16 protein-coding genes and 3 pseudogenes are annotated in these 20,181 nt (G+C 69.7%); 4 read left to right on the forward strand and 15 right to left on the reverse strand.

What is annotated here, in order from left to right:
* Positions 1 to 6: 6 nt before the first annotated feature.
* From ACWFRJ_RS00695 to ACWFRJ_RS00750, 12 genes and pseudogenes are all read right to left on the reverse strand, one after another.
* Positions 7 to 828, reverse strand: a complete 822-nt coding sequence (locus tag ACWFRJ_RS00695; RefSeq protein WP_453523498.1) for a rhamnogalacturonan acetylesterase — start codon at positions 826 to 828, stop codon at positions 7 to 9.
* On the reverse strand, positions 825 to 2,180 hold the full coding sequence (locus ACWFRJ_RS00700; protein ID WP_453523500.1) for an ABC transporter substrate-binding protein: 1,356 nt from the start codon (positions 2,178 to 2,180) through the stop codon (positions 825 to 827). The genes ACWFRJ_RS00695 and ACWFRJ_RS00700 overlap by 4 nt, the downstream gene beginning before the upstream one ends.
* A gap of 101 nt (positions 2,181 to 2,281) precedes the next feature.
* Positions 2,282 to 3,832 carry a family 43 glycosylhydrolase gene (locus ACWFRJ_RS00705; RefSeq protein ID WP_453523502.1) on the reverse strand — a complete coding sequence of 517 codons (1,551 nt, stop codon included), beginning with the start codon at positions 3,830 to 3,832 and terminating at the stop codon, positions 2,282 to 2,284.
* Entirely contained in the window at positions 3,829 to 4,683 is an 855-nt protein-coding gene (locus ACWFRJ_RS00710) for a DUF6807 domain-containing protein (RefSeq protein WP_453523505.1), read from the reverse strand. Before ACWFRJ_RS00710 ends, ACWFRJ_RS00705 begins: the two co-directional genes overlap by 4 nt.
* Before the next feature lie 7 nt (positions 4,684 to 4,690).
* Positions 4,691 to 5,962, reverse strand: coding sequence for a Gfo/Idh/MocA family protein (locus ACWFRJ_RS00715; RefSeq protein WP_453523507.1), 1,272 nt, complete (start codon positions 5,960 to 5,962; stop codon positions 4,691 to 4,693).
* Positions 5,959 to 6,834, reverse strand: coding sequence for a carbohydrate ABC transporter permease (locus tag ACWFRJ_RS00720; RefSeq protein WP_453525023.1), 876 nt, complete (start codon positions 6,832 to 6,834; stop codon positions 5,959 to 5,961). The genes ACWFRJ_RS00715 and ACWFRJ_RS00720 overlap by 4 nt, the downstream gene beginning before the upstream one ends.
* A gap of 32 nt (positions 6,835 to 6,866) precedes the next feature.
* Positions 6,867 to 7,823, reverse strand: coding sequence for a carbohydrate ABC transporter permease (locus ACWFRJ_RS00725; RefSeq protein WP_453523509.1), 957 nt, complete (start codon positions 7,821 to 7,823; stop codon positions 6,867 to 6,869).
* Positions 7,824 to 7,939: 116 nt separating this feature from the next.
* Entirely contained in the window at positions 7,940 to 9,655 is a 1,716-nt protein-coding gene (gene araD / locus ACWFRJ_RS00730) for an L-arabinonate dehydratase (protein WP_453523511.1), read from the reverse strand.
* Positions 9,652 to 10,578, reverse strand: a complete 927-nt coding sequence (locus ACWFRJ_RS00735; protein ID WP_453523514.1) for a dihydrodipicolinate synthase family protein — start codon at positions 10,576 to 10,578, stop codon at positions 9,652 to 9,654. The genes araD and ACWFRJ_RS00735 overlap by 4 nt, the downstream gene beginning before the upstream one ends.
* Positions 10,575 to 11,219 carry a GntR family transcriptional regulator gene (locus ACWFRJ_RS00740; protein WP_453523517.1) on the reverse strand — a complete coding sequence of 215 codons (645 nt, stop codon included), beginning with the start codon at positions 11,217 to 11,219 and terminating at the stop codon, positions 10,575 to 10,577. Before ACWFRJ_RS00740 ends, ACWFRJ_RS00735 begins: the two co-directional genes overlap by 4 nt.
* Before the next feature lie 368 nt (positions 11,220 to 11,587).
* Positions 11,588 to 11,756 (reverse strand): annotated as a pseudogene (locus ACWFRJ_RS00745) (IS200/IS605 family accessory protein TnpB-related protein); the annotation flags it as partial.
* Positions 11,749 to 12,276, reverse strand: a pseudogene (locus ACWFRJ_RS00750) (IS607 family transposase); the annotation flags it as partial. The pseudogenes ACWFRJ_RS00750 and ACWFRJ_RS00745, both read right to left, overlap by 8 nt.
* Before the next feature lie 83 nt (positions 12,277 to 12,359).
* Between ACWFRJ_RS00750 and ACWFRJ_RS00755 the strand changes: the two are divergent.
* Positions 12,360 to 12,474 (forward strand): annotated as a pseudogene (locus ACWFRJ_RS00755) (exo-rhamnogalacturonan lyase family protein); the annotation flags it as partial.
* A gap of 181 nt (positions 12,475 to 12,655) precedes the next feature.
* On the opposite strand, the gene ACWFRJ_RS00760 reads toward ACWFRJ_RS00755, so the two are convergent.
* Complete coding sequence (locus ACWFRJ_RS00760; RefSeq protein WP_453523519.1) at positions 12,656 to 15,340, reverse strand: nSTAND1 domain-containing NTPase; 2,685 nt, start codon at positions 15,338 to 15,340, stop codon at positions 12,656 to 12,658.
* 364 nt (positions 15,341 to 15,704) lie between these two features.
* Between ACWFRJ_RS00760 and ACWFRJ_RS00765 the strand changes: the two genes are divergently transcribed.
* The 3 genes from ACWFRJ_RS00765 (at position 15,705) to ACWFRJ_RS00775 (ending at position 17,270) form a co-directional block, all read left to right on the forward strand.
* Positions 15,705 to 16,022 carry a hypothetical protein gene (locus ACWFRJ_RS00765; protein WP_453523521.1) on the forward strand — a complete coding sequence of 106 codons (318 nt, stop codon included), beginning with the start codon at positions 15,705 to 15,707 and terminating at the stop codon, positions 16,020 to 16,022.
* Between the two features lie 262 nt (positions 16,023 to 16,284).
* Positions 16,285 to 16,698 (forward strand): DUF6192 family protein, encoded by a 414-nt coding sequence (locus ACWFRJ_RS00770; protein WP_453523524.1) that lies wholly within the window; start codon positions 16,285 to 16,287, stop codon positions 16,696 to 16,698.
* Positions 16,644 to 17,270, forward strand: a complete 627-nt coding sequence (locus ACWFRJ_RS00775) for a hypothetical protein (protein WP_453523526.1) — start codon at positions 16,644 to 16,646, stop codon at positions 17,268 to 17,270. The genes ACWFRJ_RS00770 and ACWFRJ_RS00775 overlap by 55 nt, the downstream gene beginning before the upstream one ends.
* 140 nt (positions 17,271 to 17,410) lie before the next feature.
* Here the strand turns inward: ACWFRJ_RS00775 and ACWFRJ_RS00780 are convergent, their stop codons facing one another.
* The gene (locus ACWFRJ_RS00780; RefSeq protein WP_453523528.1) at positions 17,411 to 18,124 is read right to left on the reverse strand and encodes a glycoside hydrolase family 12 protein; all 714 of its coding nucleotides are present in this window, start codon (positions 18,122 to 18,124) and stop codon (positions 17,411 to 17,413) included.
* Positions 18,125 to 18,132: 8 nt separating this feature from the next.
* Positions 18,133 to 20,181, reverse strand: coding sequence for a beta-galactosidase (locus ACWFRJ_RS00785; RefSeq protein WP_453523531.1), 2,049 nt, complete (start codon positions 20,179 to 20,181; stop codon positions 18,133 to 18,135).

Raw genomic sequence — 20,181 nt, forward strand, 5'->3', positions numbered from 1 at the left:
ACGTCTTCACGGTCCTTCCGGCCAGGTGATCCAGGAATCGGGTATCGCGGCGTCCAGCCGGCGCACGTCCCGTGGTGCGAGCACTTCGCGGTGCAGCAGCTCGGCCGCCACCAGCCGTGCCACGGCGATCGCGCCCGGCGGATTGAAGTGCGTGTTGTCCTGCTCGGTGGCGGTCCAGTTGAAGTACGCCTTGGTCTCCTCGACGCCGAGCTTCTGCCACAGGGCGAGCGACAGGGCCTCGATGTCGAGCAGTGGCACGCCTTCGGCCTCGGCGAGGGCCCGCATCGCCGCCGGGTAGTCGCCGTGGGTGGGCAGCGCTGTACCGTCCGCGTCGAACTTCCTGCGCTCGACGGCGGTCGCCAGCACCGGCCGCGCACCACGGGACCGAGCCCCGTCGACGTACTGCTTCACATACTCCTGATACGTGGACCAGGGCTCGGTGTAGCGCGTCGGATCGGCGCTCTTCTCGTCGTTGTGCGCGAACTGGACGAGGAGGCGGTCGCCGGGCCCGATCGCCTCCAGGATCACGGCGAGGCTGCCCTCGTCGACGAAGCTCTTCGAACTCCGGCCGTTCAGCGCGTGGTTGGCGACCCGCAGGCGGCGGTCGTGGAGGAAGAAGGGAAGGGCCATGCCCCAGCCGGTCTCGGGCGCCGCGTCGGCGTACTTCTGCGCGGCGGTGGAGTCCCCGGCGATGTAGAGCGTGCTGACGGGAGCGGCCCCTGATGAGCGGGCGAGAGCGGCCGGGGCCGCGGCCACCGCGAGCGGAAGGCTCGCGAGGGCCGCGACCGCACGGCGTCGGCCGACGCCGTGCGCGGGGCGCGCTGTCACTTGTTCTGTTCGTTCCACTCGGCCTGAGCCTTGTTGAGCTGCTCGGCGAGAGTGTCGAGGAAGTCCTTCGCGGACATCTTGCCGAGCAGGACCTTCTGGTAGTTCGGCTCGTTGTCGGCCTTGCTGATGGTGTTCCAGTCAGGCAGGTAGTACGGCAGCTGCACGATCTTCAGGGAGCCGTCGTTGAGCGCCGCGGCGGCCAGCTTCGTGGGCTCGGCCTCGTTCACCCAGGCGTCCTTGGAGGCCGCGGTGTTGGCGGGGATGGCGCCCGCCGACTTGTTCCACTCGCTGTTGGACTTGTGCGAGGCCGCGAACTCGATGAACTTCCAGGCCGCCGCCTTCTTCCTGCTGGACTTGAACAGGCCGATCCCGTCGACCGGGTTGGAGACCTGGACGCGTATGCCCGCATCGGTCGTCGGGTTGGGCAGGCCACGGAACTTGCCCTCACCGAGCGCCTTCACATGGTCCGTGTAGGAGCCGAGGTTGTGGCTGAGCATGCCGATCTGGCCCGCGTCCCACTGGGCGTTCATCTTCTTGAAGTCGTTGTTGACGTCGGCCGCGGGGGTGTTGTTCTTGTAGAGCGCGACGTACTTCTTCAACGCCTCCACGTTCTTAGGGTCGTTGACCGTGGTCTTGTCGCCGTCCCAGAACGAACCGATGCCGGACTGGCCGTAGGCCGCGTCGAGCGCCTGGGCGATGGAACCCTCGCCGCCGCGAATGGTGTAACCGAACTTGTTGTCGCCCTTGGCGGTGAGCTTCTTCGCCGCCGCGTAGAACTTGCTCCAGTTGGTGGGGGCGTCGAGGCCCGCGGACTTGAACAGGTCGGTGCGGTAGTACAGCACGCCGTTGCTCGCCGACGTAGGCACCGTGAAGAGCCGGTTGCCGCCGCCCGCCGCCCGGACGCTGTCGACCATGCCCGGGTTCAGCTTGCCCTTCAGGGAGCTCCCGTTCAGCCGGTCGTCCAGCGGCTCGAGGGCGTTCTGCGCGGAGATCCCCGCGAGCATCGCGGCGCCGACGCCGCCGACGTCGGGAAGGCCGCCGCCCTGGATGGCGGTGTCGTACTTGGACTGGACGCTCTCCGCGGGGATCGGCACGTACTTGACGTGGATGTCCGGGTTCTGCGCCTCGAAGTCCTTGATGATCTCCTTCCAGACGTCGGTACGGACACCGCCGTTGTTGTCCCAGAAGGTGATCTCGCCCTTCCCGGACCCCTCCTTGCCCTTGTCCCCGCCGGACCCGCTGCCGTCGTCGCCACAGGCGGTGGCGGCCAGCGCGAACGCGGCGGTGAAGGCGACGGCGGCCACCGCGCGACGGCTTCTGCTTCTGCTGCTTCTTCGGGTGGTGATGTTCATGGTCGGCTCTCTTCTTCAGATGTGCGGGTCGGGTGGTGCGAGGTGCCAGGTGCTGGTGCTGTGGGGTCAGGGGGCGATCGCCGTCGGCGACCTGGGCAGAGTCAGTGAGTGGTGATCCGGAAGTGCGTGAACAGGGCCGTCCCGGCGCCGTTCCGTCCTGCCGGGGCCGTGGCGAACAGGCCGAGCAGCGCGCCCACCCACCGCCACGGCGTCGCGGTGAAGACCTGACCTGATGGCAGGAAGCCGTCGCCGGTGTCCGCCGAGAAGCGGCAGCGCGCGCCGTCCGTGATGTCGATCCGCAGCCGCGCGGTGCCGTCGGGCGCGGGGCGCGGATGCTCCGCGTCGCGCTCCCGCTCGGCGACGGACTCGGCGAACCGGTGGACGAGGCGGACCACTCCGTCGCCGTCGCGTTCGAGGCCGATCCAGTTGAAGGCGTCACCGAGCACGGCGAGTCCGGCCCTCGCGTCGGCCGCGCTGCCGTCAAGGCGCAGGTCCACCTCGACGGTGCACGGCGTGAGCGGAAGACGCTGGGTCAGGACGTGCGGCAGGCGGCGCAGGTCGTGGGCGTCCGCGGACCGTACGCAGGCGAGGCGCAGACCGTCCGCCGCGTGCGAAGTCGCCCAGCCGTCAAGGGGGTTGGCGGACCACTGCCACTGGCGGCCGTGGCGTCCGCCGGGGAAGTCGTCGTCGGTGGCGGGCGCCGACACGGGCTGCGGGGACAGGTCGGGCTTCTTGTGTACGTCGACGGGGGCGCCGCCGTCCCCGATCACCGGCCAGCCGTCCGTGTCCCATCGCAGCGGCTGGAGGTGGACGACACGTCCGTAGGCGCCGCGCTGCTGGAAGTGCAGGAACCAGTCGTCACCGGACGGGGTGCGCACCCAGCCGCCCTGATGGGGGCCGTTGACGTCGGTGTCGCCCTGCTCCAGGACGATCCGCTCCTCGTAGGGACCGTGGAACGTCCGTGAGCGTAAGGCGCCCTGCCAGCCGGTCGCCACCCCGCCGGCCGGAGCGAGGATCCAGAACCAGCCGTCGTGACGGTAGAGCTTGGGCCCTTCCAGCGTGAACCAGCCGGGCAGCCGGTCGCCGTCGACCAACACCGCTCCCTCGTCGAGGAGTTCACGGCCGTCGGGGCTCATACGATGACCGGTGAGCCGGTTCTTGACGCCGGAGCGCGACTTGGCCCAGGCGTGCACGAGATACGCGTCGCCGCGCTCCTCGTCCCACAGGGGGCAGGCGTCGATGAGCCCCTTGCCCGCCTTGACGAGGTGCGGGGCACTCCAAGGCCCGCGAATATCGGGCGAGTTGACCTGGAAGATGCCATGGTCGGGGTCGCCCCAGAAGATCCAGAATCGCCCCTCGTGGTGCCGGATCGACGGCGCCCACACCCCGCAGTCGTACCGTGGTGCGGCGAACGACTCGGCGGGTTCCAGGCGTTCGAGTGCGTGCCCGATCAGGGTCCAGTTCACTAGGTCGCGGGAGTGGAGCAGCGGCAGCCCCGGGGCGCGCCCGAAGCTGGACGCGGTGAGGTAGAAGTCGTCGCCGACGCGGACGACGTCGGGGTCGGACCAGTCGGCGGCGAGGACTGGGTTGCGGTAGGTCCCGTCGCCGAGGTCGCCAAGACTGTGAGGGGAGTGCGCGCGGGTCGCGTTCACGCGGTCACCGCCTTGCGGACGAGCCCGGCGGCCTCGGCCCGGCTCGGGCGGCCGTCGGCGACGACGGTGATGACACGGCGTACGACGGTCTCCCCGGGGCCGATCGGCAGGCGCCGCGCGTGCGCGAGCGAGGAGCCGACACCCGGATACTCCGCGGTCCGCACGAACCACGGGTCGCGCCGCGTATCGGGCGTCGCCCCGGCGAAGACGAGGGTCCAGCCCTGGCCCGCGAGGGCGAGCCAGTCGGCCGTGGCGCCATGGACGGCGGCTTCGCCGTCCGCGTCCGCCGTGAACACCTGGGGGGCCTGCGTCTCCTTGGGGGCACGCCAGAAGAAGCCTCCGTAGGCGGCGCCGGGGCGGCCGTTGGTGGCGGGGCTGCCGATGGAGATCTCCGCGTCGGCCGGGTTGGTGAGGGAGAACGTGAAGTCGAGGGCCCAGGCGGACGTGGTGAGGGGCGTGACGGCGACGGTCCGCCGCTCGCGCAGCAGCTCGCACTCCCCGTCGAGCCAGCAGATCTCCTCGACGAACCCGTCCGGGTCGCGCAGCTTGAACTCCAGGTGGCGCTGCTCGCCGTGGTTGTCGAGCTCGGTCGGCCCCTGGTCGCGTACGTAGGTGCGCCCGCCCCAGAAGTTGCGGCCCGCCGCGTCGGGCACGGCGACACCCACGCCGAGGTGGTGCGGGTGGTCGGCCGGGCCGGACTCGGTGACGGGGAGGCCGCCGAAGGTGCGGACGGGGTGGAGGTAGGGGCGGGGCGCGAGCCGTGCATCGGCCGAGGGGTGGATGACGTAGCGGCCTACGGGGCGGCCCGAGCAGCGCAGCATGAGCGCGGAGTCGGTCGCGGTTCTGTTCATGGCGTTCTCACCTCGGTGGGGTCTCGGCGGTGGGGGTGCGAGAGGTGGAGGGCTCGGCGCTGGGGGCGGCCTGGGTGGCAGGGGCTGACCGGGCTGCGGGCGACTGCTCGTCGGGCAGCGCCCAGAACGTGCCGAGCTCCGCGAAGCCGCACAGCGTGTCGGCGCTCGCCGCCACGAGCCCGTCGATGCCGTGCACGACCCGGCGCCGTACGCCTTCGTGCTCGCCGGGCACACTGCGCCAGGCCTCGACCGGCAGCGGGTGCGGATCTGGCGCGAGGCGGATCGACTCGACGACCTTCATGAAGGCGCCCGTCGACGCGGGCGGCACCAGCAGCTCCGCACGGCCCGCGAGATGCTCGACGAGGTTCTCGAGGAGGTCCGTCCGCCCGTGAAGGACCTCCTCCGGCCCGTGCCCGGCGCGCTGCACGAGCACCCGGTCCTGCTTGTACCAGAACGTGATGCGGCCCTTGGTGCCGTGGACGATGACGTACGGCTCGTCGGGACGCTCGGCGCAGAGGGTCGCGGCGACCCCGATACGGCCGCCGCGCGCCGTCGTGATCCCCACGAACGAAGTGTCGTCGGACTCGATGGCATTGGCGCGGAACAGCTCCGTGTCCACCCGCGTGACGTCCTCCGCTCCCAAGGACCCGTCGACCGCCAGGGCCGTGGCGACGGCGTGGGCGAGGGGGTTGGTCAGGACCCCGTCCACGACGTCCACGCCGTTCAGACGGCGCCGTCCCGCCCAGGGCGCGCGCCGGTAGTAGGCCTCGTCGCGCGCCCAGGCACCGGCCGCGCCGACACCCATCGGCTCACCGATCACGCCGTCGGCGACCAGGGCGCGGATGGCGGGCACGGCGTGCGAGCCGAGCGACTGGAAACCGACCTGGCAGGCCACGCCCGCTGCGGCCACCGCGTCGGTGATCCGCCGGAAGTCGGCGTACGAAGGGGCGGGCGGCTTCTCCAGGAGCAGGTGCACGCCCCGCGCGGTGGCGGCGACGGCCAGGTCGGCGTGGGTGGGGATGGGTGTACAGATGACGGCGACGGCGGCCGATGTGGAGTCGAGCAGAGCGGCGAAGTCCGGGGACTGGGCGGGCTCGCCCGGCACCGCGTCGAGCTCGGCACCGGTCAGCGGCTCGAGCTCGCAGATCCCCACGAGCCGTACGAGACCGTCCTGTTGGAGCCGGCGGATGTTCTCCAGGTGCCATCTGCCGTGCCCGCGCGCCCCGGCGAGGACGAGCGGCAGCGGGGCGTCCCCCCGCTGAAGGGCGAGGCTGCTCACCCCTTCACCGCCCCGGCGCTGAACCCCGTGACAAGCCACTTCTGGATGAACGCGAACACGATCACCACGGGCAGGGCGGCGATGACGCCACCCGCCGCGAGTGCGCCGAGGTCGACGCTGTCGGCGCCCATCAGGGTGGCGAGGCCGACCGGGATCGTCTGCTTGTCCTGGTTGGAGAGGAACATCAGGGCGAACAGGAAGTGGTTCCAGCTGTGCACGAAGGCGAAGGAGCCGACCGCGATCAGACCCGGCCGCAGGAGGGGCAGGACGACGGCGCAGAAGGCGCGGAAGCGTCCGCAGCCGTCGACCCAGGCTGCCTCCTCCAGGGAGTACGGCACATTCTTGATGAATCCGCTGATCAGGATCATCGAGAGCGGCAGCTGGAAGACGGCCTCGGCGATGATGACGCTGCCGAGCGAGTTGATCATCTGGAGATTGGCGAAGATCTGGAAGAGCGGCACCAGCATCAGCGCGCCGGGGATGAACTGCGAGCACAGCAGCGCCAGCATGAAACCGCGCTTGATCTTGAAGTCGAAGCGGGCGAGTGCGTAGCCGCCCGCGAGGGCGACGAGCGTCGTCATCAGCATCGACAGGAGGCCGACGATGAGGCTGTTCTGGAAGAAGAGAGCGAAGCTGCGCTCCGTCCACACCTTGTCGAAGTGCTCGAACGTGATCGGCCAGGGGAGCAGCGAGGTCGAGCCCGCAGGGCGGATCGCGAAGAGCAGCATCCAGTAGAAGGGGATGAGGGTGAAGAGGAGGTAGAGGCCGAGCGGGAGGTAGATCTGCCAGCGGGGGGCCTCGTCCCAGGGGCGCCGCTTGGGCGTGCGCGGGCCGTCGGCGCGGGGCTCGGTGGGGGCGGTGGTGCCCGCCATGTCGGCTTCCCTGTTCAGGTGCTGCGTGGTGCTCACTTGTCCTGACCTCCGAACTTGCTCAGCCGCAGATAGACCATCGAGCAGAAGAGGAGGATCACGAACGCGATGGAGGTCAGCGCGGAGGCGTAGCCGAAGTCGTGCGAGTCGACGGCGATGGACGCGATGCGCAGGGGCAGGGTCGTCGTCTCGCCCGCGGGTCCGCCGCCGGTGAGGGTGTAGAGCAGGTCGACGTTGTTGAACTCCCAGACCGCGCGGAGCAGCGTGGAGAGGATGATCGCGTCCTTCAGGTGCGGCAGCGTGATGTGGAAGAACTGCCGGAAGCGGCTCGCGCCGTCCACCTCGGCGGCCTCGTACAGATCCTTCGACACGGACTGCAGGTCGGCGAGGATGAGGATCGCGAAGAAGGGTACGCCGCGCCAGAGTTCGGCGACGACGACGGCCGGGAAGACGGTGCTGGTGTCCGAGAGCCAGGACGTTCCGTACGAGCCGATCCCCATGTCCGCGAGGTAACGGGTGATGCCCGTCTGGGAGTTGAAGATGAGGAGCCAGATCGTCGAGGTGAGCACGCCGGAGACGGCCCACGGCGAGAAGACCATGGCGCGGGCCATCGCACGGCCGATGAAGGTCTGGTTGACGATCAGGGCGAGTCCCAGGCCGAGGAGCAGTTGCAGGACGACCTCGACGACCACCCACTGCAGGCTGAAGCCGAGCGTCTGCCAGAACTGCGGGTCCTTGGTGAACGCGGTGACGAAGTTGTCGAATCCCGCGAAGCCGTTGCGCCAGGGCTTGGTGGGGTTGTAATTGCGCAGGCTGTAGTAGAAGACGCTGATGACCGGGTAGGCGATGAAGCCCACCATCAGGAGCCCGGCCGGCGCGATCAGCAGATACGGGAGGCGGCGCGGGGTCGCTCCCGTTCGGCGCCGGTGCGCACCCGGTGTGCGGCGCCGGGGCGGTGGCTGCGGTGGCGCTTTCGCCACGGCTGAGGCCATGTCTGCTTCTCCGTTCTCATGGGCGGCACACAGTCGGCGAGATGAAGCGCTTCGCAGACGTTGTTCGAAATCTCGTACAAAGGAAGACGGGCAATGAGGGGAGCGGCCTGGAGGGCTCAGCCCACGTACGGGTCGGGGACCTCGCCCTCGCGGGCCAGGAACGCGAAGTCACAGCCGGTGTCGGCCTGGGTGATCTGCTCGCTGTAGAGCGCGCCGTAGCCACGTCCGTACCGCGCGGGCGGCGGCGTCCACGCGGCCCGGCGCCGCTCCAACTCTTCCTCTGCTACGTCGAGATGGAGCGAGCGCGCCTCGACGTCCAGGGTGATCAGGTCTCCCGTACGGACGAGGGCGAGCGGCCCGCCGACGTACGACTCGGGAGCCACGTGCAGCACACACGCCCCGTACGACGTGCCGCTCATCCGCGCGTCGGAGATCCGCACCATGTCGCGCACCCCCTGCTTCAGCAGATGATCGGGGATCGGCAGCATCCCGTACTCGGGCATGCCGGGACCGCCCTTGGGGCCCGAGCCGCGCAGCACGAGGACGTGGTCGGCGGTGATGCCGAGCTCGGGGTCGTTGATGGTGCGCTGCATCTGGCGGTAGTCGTCGAAGACGACCGCGGGCCCTGTGTGCCGCAGCAGGTGCGGCTCGGCTGCGATGTGCTTGATGACGGCGCCGTCCGGACAGAGGTTCCCGCGAAGCACGGCCACGCCGCCCTCGTCGGCGAGAGGCTTCTCGCGGGGGCGGATGACCTCGGGATTGTGCACGACGGCGCCCGCGAGCTGCTCCCGCAGGGTGTCGTGGGCGACGGTGGGGCGGTCCAGATGGAGTACGTCGGTCAACTGGGCGAGGAACGCCGGGAGTCCGCCCGCGAAGTGGAAGTCCTCCATGAGGTACTGCCCGCCGGGGCGCAGGTTGGCCAGGACCGGCACGGTCCGCGCGATCCGGTCGAAGTCGTCGAGCGTGAGCCGTACGCCGCTGCGGCCCGCCATGGCGATCAGATGGATCACGGCGTTGGTGGACCCGCCGAGCGCGAGGACGGTGGCGACCGCGTCCTCGTACGCCTCCGCTGTCAGGAACTCGGACAACTTCAGTTCCTGGTGTACGAGTTCGACGATCCGCATCCCGGACGCGGCCGCCATCCGGTCGTGCCCTGAGTCCACCGCGGGGATCGAGGAGGCGCCGGGCATCGTCACGCCGAGTGCCTCGGCGGCGGCGGTCAGCGTCGACGCCGTACCCATGGTCATGCAGTGGCCGGGGGAGCGGGCGAGGCCGTTCTCCAGCTCCGCCAGCTCGCAGTCGCCGATGAGACCGGCGCGCTTGTCGTCCCAGTACTTCCACATGTCGGTGCCGGAACCGAGCACCTCGTTGCGCCAGTGCCCCGGGAGCATGGGCCCGGCCGGCACGAACACGGTCGGCAGGTCGACGCTGGCCGCGCCCATGAGCAGGGCGGGCGTCGTCTTGTCGCAGCCGCCGAGCAGCACGGCGCCGTCCACCGGGTAGGACCTGAGCAGCTCCTCGGTCTCCATGGCGAGGAGGTTGCGGTAGAGCATCGGGGTGGGCTTCTGGAAGGTCTCCGAGAGCGTGGAGACGGGGAATTCGAGGGGGAAGCCGCCCGCCTGCCACACCCCGCGCTTGACCGCCTGGGCGCGGTCGCGCAGATGCACGTGACAGGGATTGATGTCGGACCAGGTGTTGAGGACCGCGATGACGGGCTTGCCCAGGTGCTCCTCGGGCAGATAGCCGAGCTGCCGGGTGCGGGCCCGGTGACTGAAGGACCTCAGGCCGTCCGTGCCGTACCACTGGTGGCTGCGCAGTTCGTCGGGCCTCATATCGCCCACGCCTTCACGAGCGCCGCTATCTCGTCGCGCCGCTCGTCGGGCAGGACCCGGCTCGGCGGGCGCACCTCGCGGCGGCACAGGCCGAGCGCGGCGAGGGCCTCCTTGACGACGGTGACGTTGTCGGCGGAACTGTCGGCGGCGCGCAGCTCCTCGAAGCGGCGGATGCGCTCCCAGACGTCCATGGCCGCCGGATAGTCACCCGCCCGCAGGGCTTCCAGCATGCGGAGCGACACCTCGGGTGCGACATTGACCAGGCCCGACGTGAAGCCGGTGGCGCCGACGGCCCAGTACGCGGGGGCGTACAGCTCGGCGAGCCCCGCCACCCACACGAAGCGTTCGAGGCCCGCGTCCCGCGCGAACGCGGCGAAGGCGGCGGCGTCCGGCGTCGCGTACTTCGCGCCGATCACATTAGGGCACAACTCACCCAGATCCGCGAGGCATTGACCGGTGAGGCGCGGATTGCGGATGTACGGCACGACACCGAGTTCGGGCACAGCATCGGCGACGGCACGGTGGTAGTCGACCCAGCCGTCCTGGGACACGTACGGATGCACCGGCTGATGCACCATCACCATGTGCGCACCGGTGTCCCGCGCGTGCCGTGCGGCGCCGATCGCGGTCGGCAGGTCATGTCCGACGCCGACGAGCACGGTGGCGCCGTTCCCGTTCGCCACCTCCATGGTCAACTCGGTGACCAGGCGCCGCTCGTCGGGGCTCAGAGCGTAGAACTCGCCCGTGTTGCCGTTCGGGGTCAGCGTGCGCACGCCGCCGTCGACGAGGCGTCGCACCAGGGCGCGGTAGGTGTCACGCTCCACGGAGCCGTCCTCGGCGAAGGGGGTCACCGGGATCGCGACGACATCGGCGAGGGCGGAACGAAGCTCGGCGAAACTGGAGTGGTGTCCGGGTCCGGTCATGAAAGCTCCCCCTCCGGGAACGCCCGCTGCACGAACGAGGCGATGTGGTCATGGAGTCCGCGGGCAGCCGCGTCTGCTTCCCCCGCGAGCGCGAGCCGCAGGATCTCCCGGTGCTCGGCCGCCTCCCGCTCCCAGGAGGGCAGGGTCGCCCAGGCGACGGCGGAGACCAGGGCCGCCTGGTCGCGCACGTCGTCGAGCATGCGGGAGAGCAGCGGGTTGCCGCACGGAACGTAGAGCGCGCGGTGGAACTCGCGGTTGGCAAGCGAGCGTTCGGCCGCGTCCGCCGCGGTGTCGGCCCGCTCCAGGGCGTCGCGCGCCTCCTCCAGGAGGGCGCCGGACCTGACGGTGCGCCGCAGGGCCTCCGGTTCGAGCAGGAGGCGTACGTCGTAGACCTCCTGCGCCATGGCCGCGTCCACCGTGCGCACGGTGGCGCCCTTGTACTGGCTCATGACGACGAGCCCGGTCCCGGCGAGTGTCTTCAGCGCTTCCCGTACGGGCGTCTTGGAGACCGCGAACTGGGCGGCGAGTTCGGTCTCGACGAGTGGCTGACCTGGGGCCAGCTGCCCGGTGAGGATGCGGTGCTTGACCGCCTCGAGCACGTACTGCGTGCGCGAGGGGATGGGGTGGGGCGCAAAGTTCATCGATGCTCTCAGTCGTCGTGCGGCCGTCGTGCAGCCATCGTGCGTGCAGCCATCGCGTATCGCGTCTCATATATGACGTACGAAGTACGACGCGATGAAAGTAGGGCGCCGACAGGCCCACGTCAATGTTTCGCGCAGGAAAACCCGTTCGAGATCTCGGAGTTGGGCCGGGCGGACTCGAAGCGCTTCGACGGTTCCTGTCCGAACCGTTGACGTACCCGTCCCGGCTCCCTACCTTGTCCCGGCAAGCGCTGGCCGGCGCCTCGTTGGCGGCCTTCGGACTGACCCCGGCGGGATGCGGCGGCGGAAGCGGGTCGGGGGACGGGACCGTCACCATCCGGTACGCGTGGTGGGGCTCCGACGACCGTGCACCGGGCCTTGAGATCGGCCGAGGCAAGGTGTCCGAGGTGTTCGCCGACCAGGCGCAACACCTGGTCGTCCTCGGTGGTGAGGTGCCCCGGGGTCGCGGATCGCGACTCCGGACGGGCCGAGCGCGACGAACGGGGCGTTGATGGTGCGAAGCTGCTTCTTACTCATCGGCAGCCGCCGCCTCCAGCGCCTTCCTGGCTCGGCTCTTCGCCGACCGGCGCCCGTACAGGCGGGCGCAGAACGACGTCAGGACCTCCATCATGTCCCCTACCAGGTCGTCCTCGACCTCATCGTCATCGAGGACCACCAGGCGGCGGCCGGTGGCGGACAGAGCGGCCTCGATCAGTTCGACGTTCATGCGGCCGAGGCGGTCCTTGTGCTCCACCACCACGGCGGTCACCGCCGGATCAGCCAGCAGGCGACACGCCTTCGTACGAGCACCGTTCATGCCCGAGGCGATCTCGGATTCGATCCGGACGACCTGGTGACCGGCCTGCACGGCCCACGCCGACAACCGTGCGGTCTGCCGCTCCAGATCGCTCTTCTGGTCGTGTGAGGAGACGCGGGCATACACGCCGACACCACCAGTCACCGGGGGTGAGGCATACGCGTCGATGTTCACCAGGATCGTGCGCGGTCCCACCCGGTGCGCGGGCACCGGCAAGGTGCCCTCATGAAACCAGCGGTATGCCCGAAGAAGGTCGCCCGGATCAAGCCCAAGTCGGCCGTGGCCGCCGAGATCGCCGGCTCCGAGTTCACCTGGGACAACTCGACTACTGCCGCTACTTCAACCGCCACCAAGGTCGAGCAGAAGGAGCGCTACGGCAAGGACTTCGGGAGCCTGCTGCTCTTCCAGGGGCACTCCCGCCAGGACGCGTACGCCGCCGAACCTCGCCCTGGTCGGCGACGAGCTCCCTGGCTAAACGCCTGTTCCTGAAGCGTCCATGTCGGAACGTCGACCGGGGGCGTCGCATGAGGGGTGGACGACGTAGCGAACGAGGACGAGGTGAACCGCTCTCCGGGGCTGAGAGGCGCCGCCGAGCCTGGAGCGGTTCACCTCACGGTGTTCAGCCGCAGGGCGGCCGGTACTCCAGTCCTGGAAAGTATCGGGACCATTCGGCTCGGGTGATCGTGGGGTGGGCCTGGGCGCAGGCGTGGGAGACGGCGGTCTGCGTGTCGGTGTCCCAGATCTGTGCGGTGTGGTCGGCGCCCGCAGTGATGATCCTGCCGCCGTCCGGGGTGAACGCCACAGACTGGACGGCGCCGAGGTGCCCGGTGAGGACGGGGAGGGAGGCGGGACGGCCGGCGCGGCCCAGGTTCCATAAGCGGACCGAGCGGTCGTAGCTGCTGGTGGCAAGGGTCCTGCCGTCCGGGCTGAATGCGATCCCGCTGATGACGTCGTCGTGGCCGCGCAGGACGTCGGAGGGGGATGGGTCGCGGAGGTCGGTGACGTTCCACAGCCGTACCGTCCGGTCGTCGCTGCCGGAGGCCAGGGCCCTGCCGTCCGGACTGAACGCGAGTGCGTCGACGAAGTCCTTGTGGCCGGTGAGGACAGCGAGTTGGGCGGGGTGCCGGGGGTCGGTGACGTTCCACAGCCGTACGGTCCGGTCGTCGCTGCCGGAGGCCAGGGCGCGGCCGTCGGGGCTGAAGGCCACGGGTTTGACGTTGAGGGTGTGCCCGGTCAGTTCGGCCAGGCGGACGGGACGGGCGGCATCGGTGACGTCCCACAGCCGGATCGTGTGGTCGTAGCTGCCGCTGGCCAGGGTCTTGCCGTCAGGGCTGAAGGCCACGGAGAAGACGGTGTCGGTGTGGCCGGTGAGGGGCGGGCCGTACGGGGTTGGGTAGTGGGGGTCGGTGATGTTCCACAGGCGGATCGTGTGATCGCGGCCGCCTGTGGCCAGAGTGTGGCCGTCAGGGCTGAAGGCGACCATGGCGATGGTGTCGGCGTGGCCGGTGAATGTGGCCAGTCCGACGGGGCGACGCGGGTCGGTGATGTTCCACAGGCGGATGGTGCGGTCGAAGCTGCTGGTGGCGAGCGTGCGACCGTCCGGGCTGACCGCCGCCGAGCTGACGACCTGGGTGTGGCCGCTGAGGGTGGTGGCCATGGTGCTGAGCAGTGCATCCCGGGTGGAGTGCTCAGGCGCGAGCCGGTATGCGGCGAGGCCGAGCTGGGCGGCGAGTGAGGGCCTGAGCAGTCGGAGTCCCACCGCCTCCCCGGCGGCTCTCTGGGCGAGGGCCGCATTGCGCTGCTGGGCAACCTTGCCTTCGACGTGTATGGCGTACACGGTCGCTGCGCTCGCGGAGATGAACAGGACAGCCAGGAGCGCGACGAGTTGGCGAAGTCGGCGCACTCGACGGCGTCCACGCGTCGCTTCCGCAGCCTCGGCGGCGGTGCTCGCGTCGAGGAACGCTCGTTCCCGCGAGGTCAGCCCAGCCAGGTCGCGGGCCAGATCCAGCCGCGTGCCCCGGTATAGGGCGCTGGGGTCCCGATCCAGCGACTCCCACACGTCGGTCGCCTCGGTGAGGCGGCGGTGGACGCGCAGCGCCTCACGGTCCCGCGCGATCCAGCCGCGCAGCCGGGGCCAGGCCGTGATCAGGGCCTCGTGAGCTAGATCGACGGTACCTTCGGAGAGGGTGAGCAACCGGGCTCGTACCAAGCTCTCCAGGACTGCGGTGGTGTCCTGGGGGTCGTCGGCGAGGTCGAGTTCGGCGCGGTCGGCGGGGCGGCGGGTGTCGGGGGCGCCGTCACCGGGGCTGATCAGACGTAGCAGGACGCGGCGGGCCAGGACCGCCTGGGCATCGGTGAGCCGGGTGTATACATCCTCGGCGGTACGGGAGATGGAGCCGTGCAGCCCGCCCGCTTCCTCGTAACTGACCTCGGTCAGGGTGCGGCCCCTGCGGTGGCGCCAGGTTTCCAGCAGTGCGTGCGACATCAGTGGCAGGGCACCGGGTTCCCCGTTGACCTCAGTGAGGATCCGAGCGGTCAGGGCCCGTTCCACGATCAGTCCGGCGGCCGCAGCCGGCTTCACTATCGCCGCCCGTAACTCCTCGGAGCTCATCGGGCCGCTCAGTAAGGTGGCGTCCTGCAACGCGGCGGTGAGCCCGGCGTGCTCGGTGCAGCGGCTGAGGAAGTCTGCCCGCACCGCGACGATCACCCGTAGTCCGCTGCCGGGTTTCCGCGCCATCAGGAGCCGGTCGATGAAAGCGGTCCGCTCGGCCGGGTCGGTACAGAGCGTGTACAGCTCCTCGAACTGGTCGACGATCAGCCAGGTGTCGCCGTCCCCGTGCGGTGCGGCGGCGAGGCGCTCGCCGTGAGCCCTCATCGGGTGCTCACCAGGTGTGAGGATCCGTACGGCCGCCAGGCTCAGGCTGGACCGGTCCGCGTTCCGCAGCCGGGGGATCAGTCCGGCACGCAGCAGCGACGACTTCCCGCTCCCGGAGGGCCCGAAGACGGCCGTGAACCGGTGCGCCGTGGCAAGGTCGACTAGCCGGTCCACAAGGTGATCACGGCCGAAGAACAGCGCTGCGTCGCCCAGCTCGAAGCGCGCCAGGCCCCGGTACGGCGGATCGGCGTCGTCCTGCGCCGGCCGCTGCGCCGCCTTCCCAGCCGCCTCGTGCCAGCGCCGCTCCCACTCCGTCACGTCGCCACCACAGACCTGTGCGTAGGCGAGCGTGAGCGGCAGTGACGGCAACCGCCGCCCGGCAGCCGCCTGAGACAGGGCCGTCACCGAATACGCGACCTGCCTCGCCATCGCCCGGTAGGTCGGCCTGCCGGCCTCCTGGCGCAACTTGCGTAACTCAGACGCGAACCGCTGTATCGGCCCGTCATCCGGATTCATCGGAGCCTCACTACGCCCCATGTGCTCATCCCCGTTCCACGATTGGCCCCAGTCGTGCGGCGTTTACGTTAAGCAGGCGAAACGGCGCCCACAAGCGGATCCACGCCCCCTCAGCAGGAGTGACGCGATTGTTCACAGCAATGGAAGGGGACTGCTGAACAACCCGGCGTCCGCTGAACTGGATATCGCAAGGCCACGGGGAACACCGCAGACCCAGGCTCTCTCACCAAGTAGTGATGTCCACCGATGGCCTCCCTGCCCACCAAGGAGGAAATGGATGTTCAAAAAACACGGACTCGTCGGAGCGCTGTTAGCGCTCGCGGCCACGAGCCCTCTGCTGCTCTCCGGCACGGCTCACGCCGCACCGGAGGGAGAAGCACGTCCCGCCGCTCTGGTGTGCGGATATAACGACAACGACGGCCACGGTAACGCCGTGTGGCGAAACTGCGGAAACTTCCACCACCTGATCAAGACCACTACTTGGTTTGGGTCAGAGAGTTACCAGTGCGTGGCGGCCTACACGAACTACCATTTGGGCGCCACCTGGTTCATCGACAACTCTGTGTACGCCGACGGCGTAGGCTGCAGGCCGTAGTCGCCCCTGGGCGGCCCTTGACGAATGGACCGTTCGGCGAGTGCTCGGATTCGACGACGGGCTGGGTGTCCGGGCTACCCGCATTCGAGAGTTAGCTTGTCCTGATACGAAAATTCGTGGAAGGCAAATACCCCGAGGCTGGTCAGGCTGCTTCGGCGGGTTGCAAAGTGACCTGATAGCCGAGCTGGCTGACCAGCCGCCGGGTGGCGCGGGTCCTACCGGTGCGTTCCAGGATCTCCAAAGCGTTGTCACCTAGTTTGAAATGCGCGTCCCGCTCGGACTCGACCAGCACTTTCGACTCGGCCACGAGCTCGGCGTAGATCACCACATCGTCAACGAGGCCCAGTTCGACCGCTTCCAGCGGTCCCTGGACAACGTCCGCAACATCACCCCCGAACTGGACCGCACCGAGCACAGCGCCGAGTTCGTCGACCTGGTGGCGGTCTGCGCGCAGTTCGTGGCCGCAGCCGGACGGATCGTGCCGGGCCTGCGCGGCCGGCACTACCGTCACTCCGAACGCGAGACCGGGGAAGTGGGCCTGGCCGAGGAGACGGCGGCGCTGCTGCGCGGCGGTGAGCAGGCCGTGGGGCGGGTTTGCCTGCCCACGTTCACGCCGACGCCGTGCTGGCCGCGCTGTTGGAGGTACGCCCGGCGGGCCTGCGGATCGGGCAGCTGACGCACGCCACCGAGCGCACCCGCTCGCAGTGCTACACCGGGATCCGGCACCTGCGCGCGATCGCCGCGGACCAGGGCCTTGCCCCGGTCACCTGGGATCGCATCGACGGCTACCGGGTCGCTGACCTGCCCGAGGTCTGGATCCGCTACGAGCGCGCGTTCTTCGCCATCGAGCACCGCCGGGTCGAGAACTTCCTGGCCGGCACCCTGGCCGCGCACCGCCAGAAGGAGCCTCGGCTGCTGGTCGATCTCGTGGTCACCCCGGCCGACGTCACCGACAGCGCCTACGCCGGCGACCTGGTCGACTGGGCCGCCGCCGAGCTCCGCATCGCCCTGCGGATCGTGCGTCGCCCCGTCGAACAGAAGGGATTCGTGTTGCTACCGAGAGGCTGGGTGGTGGAGAGGCCGATCGCCTGGTTGATGCGGGCACGTCGAAACTGCCGGGACTGCGAACGCTTGATCATCCACACGGAAGCGCACCTGGTCTGGAGCGCTGTTCACCTGATGTCCCGGCGGCTCGACCGGTTGTCAGCCGCCTCCCACGAGCTCCAGCCAGTGCAGAACGCCGCCTGACGAGCGCCTCCGTGACCCGGCCTACCGCCCCAGGCCCAAACCGCGGCGGATCGCCGGCACCGTGACGGCGATCCCCGCGCCACCAACAATCATGAACGTCCGCGAGCCACTGACCAGCGCATTCAGATGAGAAACAGGTTCTAACTACCGGACACGGTAAGGGAGTTGGTGGTGAAGTCGAGACCGCCTGCCGAGCCGCTGATCTCGTAGCCGAACTGCACGTCGCCGATGGTCTCGTTGCCCATCCAGCCCTTGGTGTTCTTGATCCACTTGAGGATCGGCAGGACGTCGACGGTCCCGGACGAGGAGTCCGAGGTGCGCAGGAACGAGAAGACCTCGTTGGCCCCGTTGCTGCCCTTGTAGACCGCCCAGGTGTGGCCGCCCAGGCTGACGGTGCCCTGGGCGGTGCCGAGGGGGCCGACGTTCCCGTTGTAGTTGACCCAGAGCATGATCTCGTAGTCGTAGTCGGTGTCCCAGATGTCGTACGACGAGTTGTAGTCGCCTGCCGAGGGGACCTTGACGTTGTACGAGCTCTTCAGTGAGGAGAGCGAGTCGACCGGCTTGCCGATGACCTTCTTGGAGTTGGGGTAGGACTTGATGCCGCTGGTGTTGGGGTGGTTGGCGTGCACGCTCCACTTCGTGCCGGAGTCCGCCGATATGCACTGGCTGCCCGCGCCCGAGCCCCAGATGTTGTTGTAGAGGGTGTAGCCGTTGAGGCTGGTGTTGCCCCACTGGTCGCAGGAGCTCCAGACGGCGGCCTGGGCGGGGGCCGAGGCCATCCCGAGCACGGCGCCGGCCGCCAGCGTGGGGGCGAGCAGCAGTCGGGTCAGGGTGCGGCGGGGGTGTCGTGTCATGGGTCGTGTCATGTGTCGTCTCCAGGGTGGGGCGAGGAGTGCCGCGGGTCCGGGGTGGACCCGCGGTCGTCGTCGGCGCGGCGCAGGACGGCCACGCCGTGGCGGCCGAGGGTGATCGCGCCCTCGGTCTTCCTGCCGGTCAGCAGATCGAGGTGCCTGCCCGGCACGGGCACGGTCACCTGCTCTCGGCCGTCGCGCAGGCCGTGGTGCAGGAGGAACAGAAGATCGCCGCGGCGTACGGCCTCCACTCCGCGGGGGAGGTCTGCGAGCGAAGGCCGTACGCCTGCTTCGGCGGCCACGCGCGCGAGCAGGTCGCGCAGGGCCCCGGGTTCGGGGAGCGTGGACAGATACCAGGCGCGGTCGCGGCGAAGGACCGCCGGAAGACCGTCGAGCTCGCCGCCCTGGTACGCGGCGACCGTCTCGGCGCCGTCGTCGGCCTTGAGCTCCTCCGACCAGAGCGTGCCGGTGAAATCGCCGCAGTCCACGCTCTCCCCGGCCTCAAGGGGCCACCACTCGTGCACCGTGCGGATGCCGAACAGCGCGCGGAGGCGGGCGTCCATGCCGCCGGGCCGCACCCGGTCGTCCGCGTCGGCCACACCGGTGAGGAAGCCGCAGACGAGGGTGCCCCCGTCGCGTACGTACGACAGGAGGTTGTCGATCGCGGTGTCGGTGAGGAGATAGAGGTGCGGTACGACGACCAGGCGGTACGGGGTCAGGTCGTGCTCGGGGTGGGCGAAGTCGACGGCGGTGTTCGTCTCCCACAGGGCGCGGTGCCAGGCGCGGAGGACCTCCGCGTGGTCGACCAGGGACGAGGGGCGGCCCTCCTGCTGACTCGCCCACCAGGAGTCCCAGTCCTGCAGGACGGCCACGTCGGCCGCGACGCGCGTGCCCGCCACTTCGGGGCCGACCGCCGCGAACTCGGCGCCGAGCTCCTTGACCTCCTGGAAGGTGCGGCCGTGCTCGCCCGCGTGGCTGAGCATCCCGGAGTGGAACTTCTCCGCGCCCTGCCGGGACTGGCGCCACTGGAAGTAGCAGACGGCGTCCGCGCCGCGTGCCACCGCCTGCCAGGACCAGAGGCGGTTAAGGCCGCGCGGCTTGGGATGGTTCACGCCACGCCAGTTCACCGGACCCGCCGCCTGCTCCATCAGCATCCACGGACCGCCCCGCGCCTGGGAGCGCGTCATGTCCTGCACCAGCGCGCCCTGTTGGGCCCCGAGCGGGTCCCTGGGGTCGGGATAGATGTCGACGGAGACGACGTCCTCGTGCGCGGCCCACTTCCACGCGTCCTGCCCCGACCACAGCGGCATGAAGTTGGTGGTCACCGGCAGGTGCGGCGTGTGCGCGGCGACGATGTCACGCTCGGCGCGGTAGCACTCGAGCAGCGAGTCGGACGTGAAGCGCTTGAAGTCCAGGACCTGGGCGGGGTTCTTCAGATAGTGGGCGCGGCGGGGCGGCAGGATCTCCGCCCAGTTGTCGTAGACCTGCCCCCAGAATGCGCTGCCCCAGGCCGAGTTGAGCGCGTCGACCGAGGCGTACTTCGCCCTGAGCCAGCGACGGAACGCGACCGCCGCCTCGTCGCCCCAGTCGTAGGTGCAGTATTCGTTGTTGATGTGCCACATGGTGAGCGCGGGGTGGCGTGCGTACCGGGCCGCCAGGTCCTCGGTGACGGCTGCGGCGAACCTGCGGTAGACGGCGCTGGAGTGCGCGAAGTGCTGACGCGAGCCCCACCACTCCACCTGGCCGTTCTCGTCCCTGGGCAGCGTCTCGGGGTACAGGCGGCCGAGCCACGGCGGGGGAGCGGAGGTCGGCGTCGCAAGGACGACACCGATGCCGTTCTCGTGCAGCAGATCCATGAGCCGGTCCAGCCAGCCGAACTCCCGCTCCCCGGGACGGGGTTCGATCTTCGCCCAGGAGAAGACGCCGAGGGTGACGGAGTTGACCGACGCCTCGCGCATCAGACGTACGTCGTCGAGCCAGACCTCCTCGGGCCACTGCTCGGGGTTGTAGTCGCCGCCGAACAGGATCCGGCCGCGGGTGGTGTCGTCGAGGGATGGCAT

This window comes from Streptomyces sp. NPDC055239 (assembly GCF_053606205.1).

Excerpts from the sequence above, each read along its gene's own strand:
- ACWFRJ_RS00700 (WP_453523500.1), bottom strand. The coding sequence starts at position 2,180 with ATGAACATCACCACCCGAAGAAGCAGCAGAAGCAGAAGCCGTCGCGCG.
- ACWFRJ_RS00710 (WP_453523505.1), bottom strand. The coding sequence starts at position 4,683 with ATGAACAGAACCGCGACCGACTCCGCGCTCATGCTGCGCTGCTCGGGC.
- ACWFRJ_RS00720 (WP_453525023.1), bottom strand. The coding sequence starts at position 6,834 with ATGGCGGGCACCACCGCCCCCACCGAGCCCCGCGCCGACGGCCCGCGC.
- ACWFRJ_RS00725 (WP_453523509.1), bottom strand. The coding sequence starts at position 7,823 with ATGGCCTCAGCCGTGGCGAAAGCGCCACCGCAGCCACCGCCCCGGCGC.
- araD (WP_453523511.1), bottom strand. The coding sequence starts at position 9,655 with ATGAGGCCCGACGAACTGCGCAGCCACCAGTGGTACGGCACGGACGGC.
- ACWFRJ_RS00735 (WP_453523514.1), bottom strand. The coding sequence starts at position 10,578 with ATGACCGGACCCGGACACCACTCCAGTTTCGCCGAGCTTCGTTCCGCC.
- ACWFRJ_RS00740 (WP_453523517.1), bottom strand. The coding sequence starts at position 11,219 with ATGAACTTTGCGCCCCACCCCATCCCCTCGCGCACGCAGTACGTGCTC.
- ACWFRJ_RS00760 (WP_453523519.1), bottom strand. The coding sequence starts at position 15,340 with ATGGCGAGGCAGGTCGCGTATTCGGTGACGGCCCTGTCTCAGGCGGCT.
- ACWFRJ_RS00765 (WP_453523521.1), top strand. The coding sequence starts at position 15,705 with ATGTTCAAAAAACACGGACTCGTCGGAGCGCTGTTAGCGCTCGCGGCC.
- ACWFRJ_RS00770 (WP_453523524.1), top strand. The coding sequence starts at position 16,285 with ATGCGCGTCCCGCTCGGACTCGACCAGCACTTTCGACTCGGCCACGAG.
- ACWFRJ_RS00780 (WP_453523528.1), bottom strand. The coding sequence starts at position 18,124 with ATGACACGACACCCCCGCCGCACCCTGACCCGACTGCTGCTCGCCCCC.
- ACWFRJ_RS00785 (WP_453523531.1), bottom strand. The coding sequence starts at position 20,181 with ATGCCATCCCTCGACGACACCACCCGCGGCCGGATCCTGTTCGGCGGC.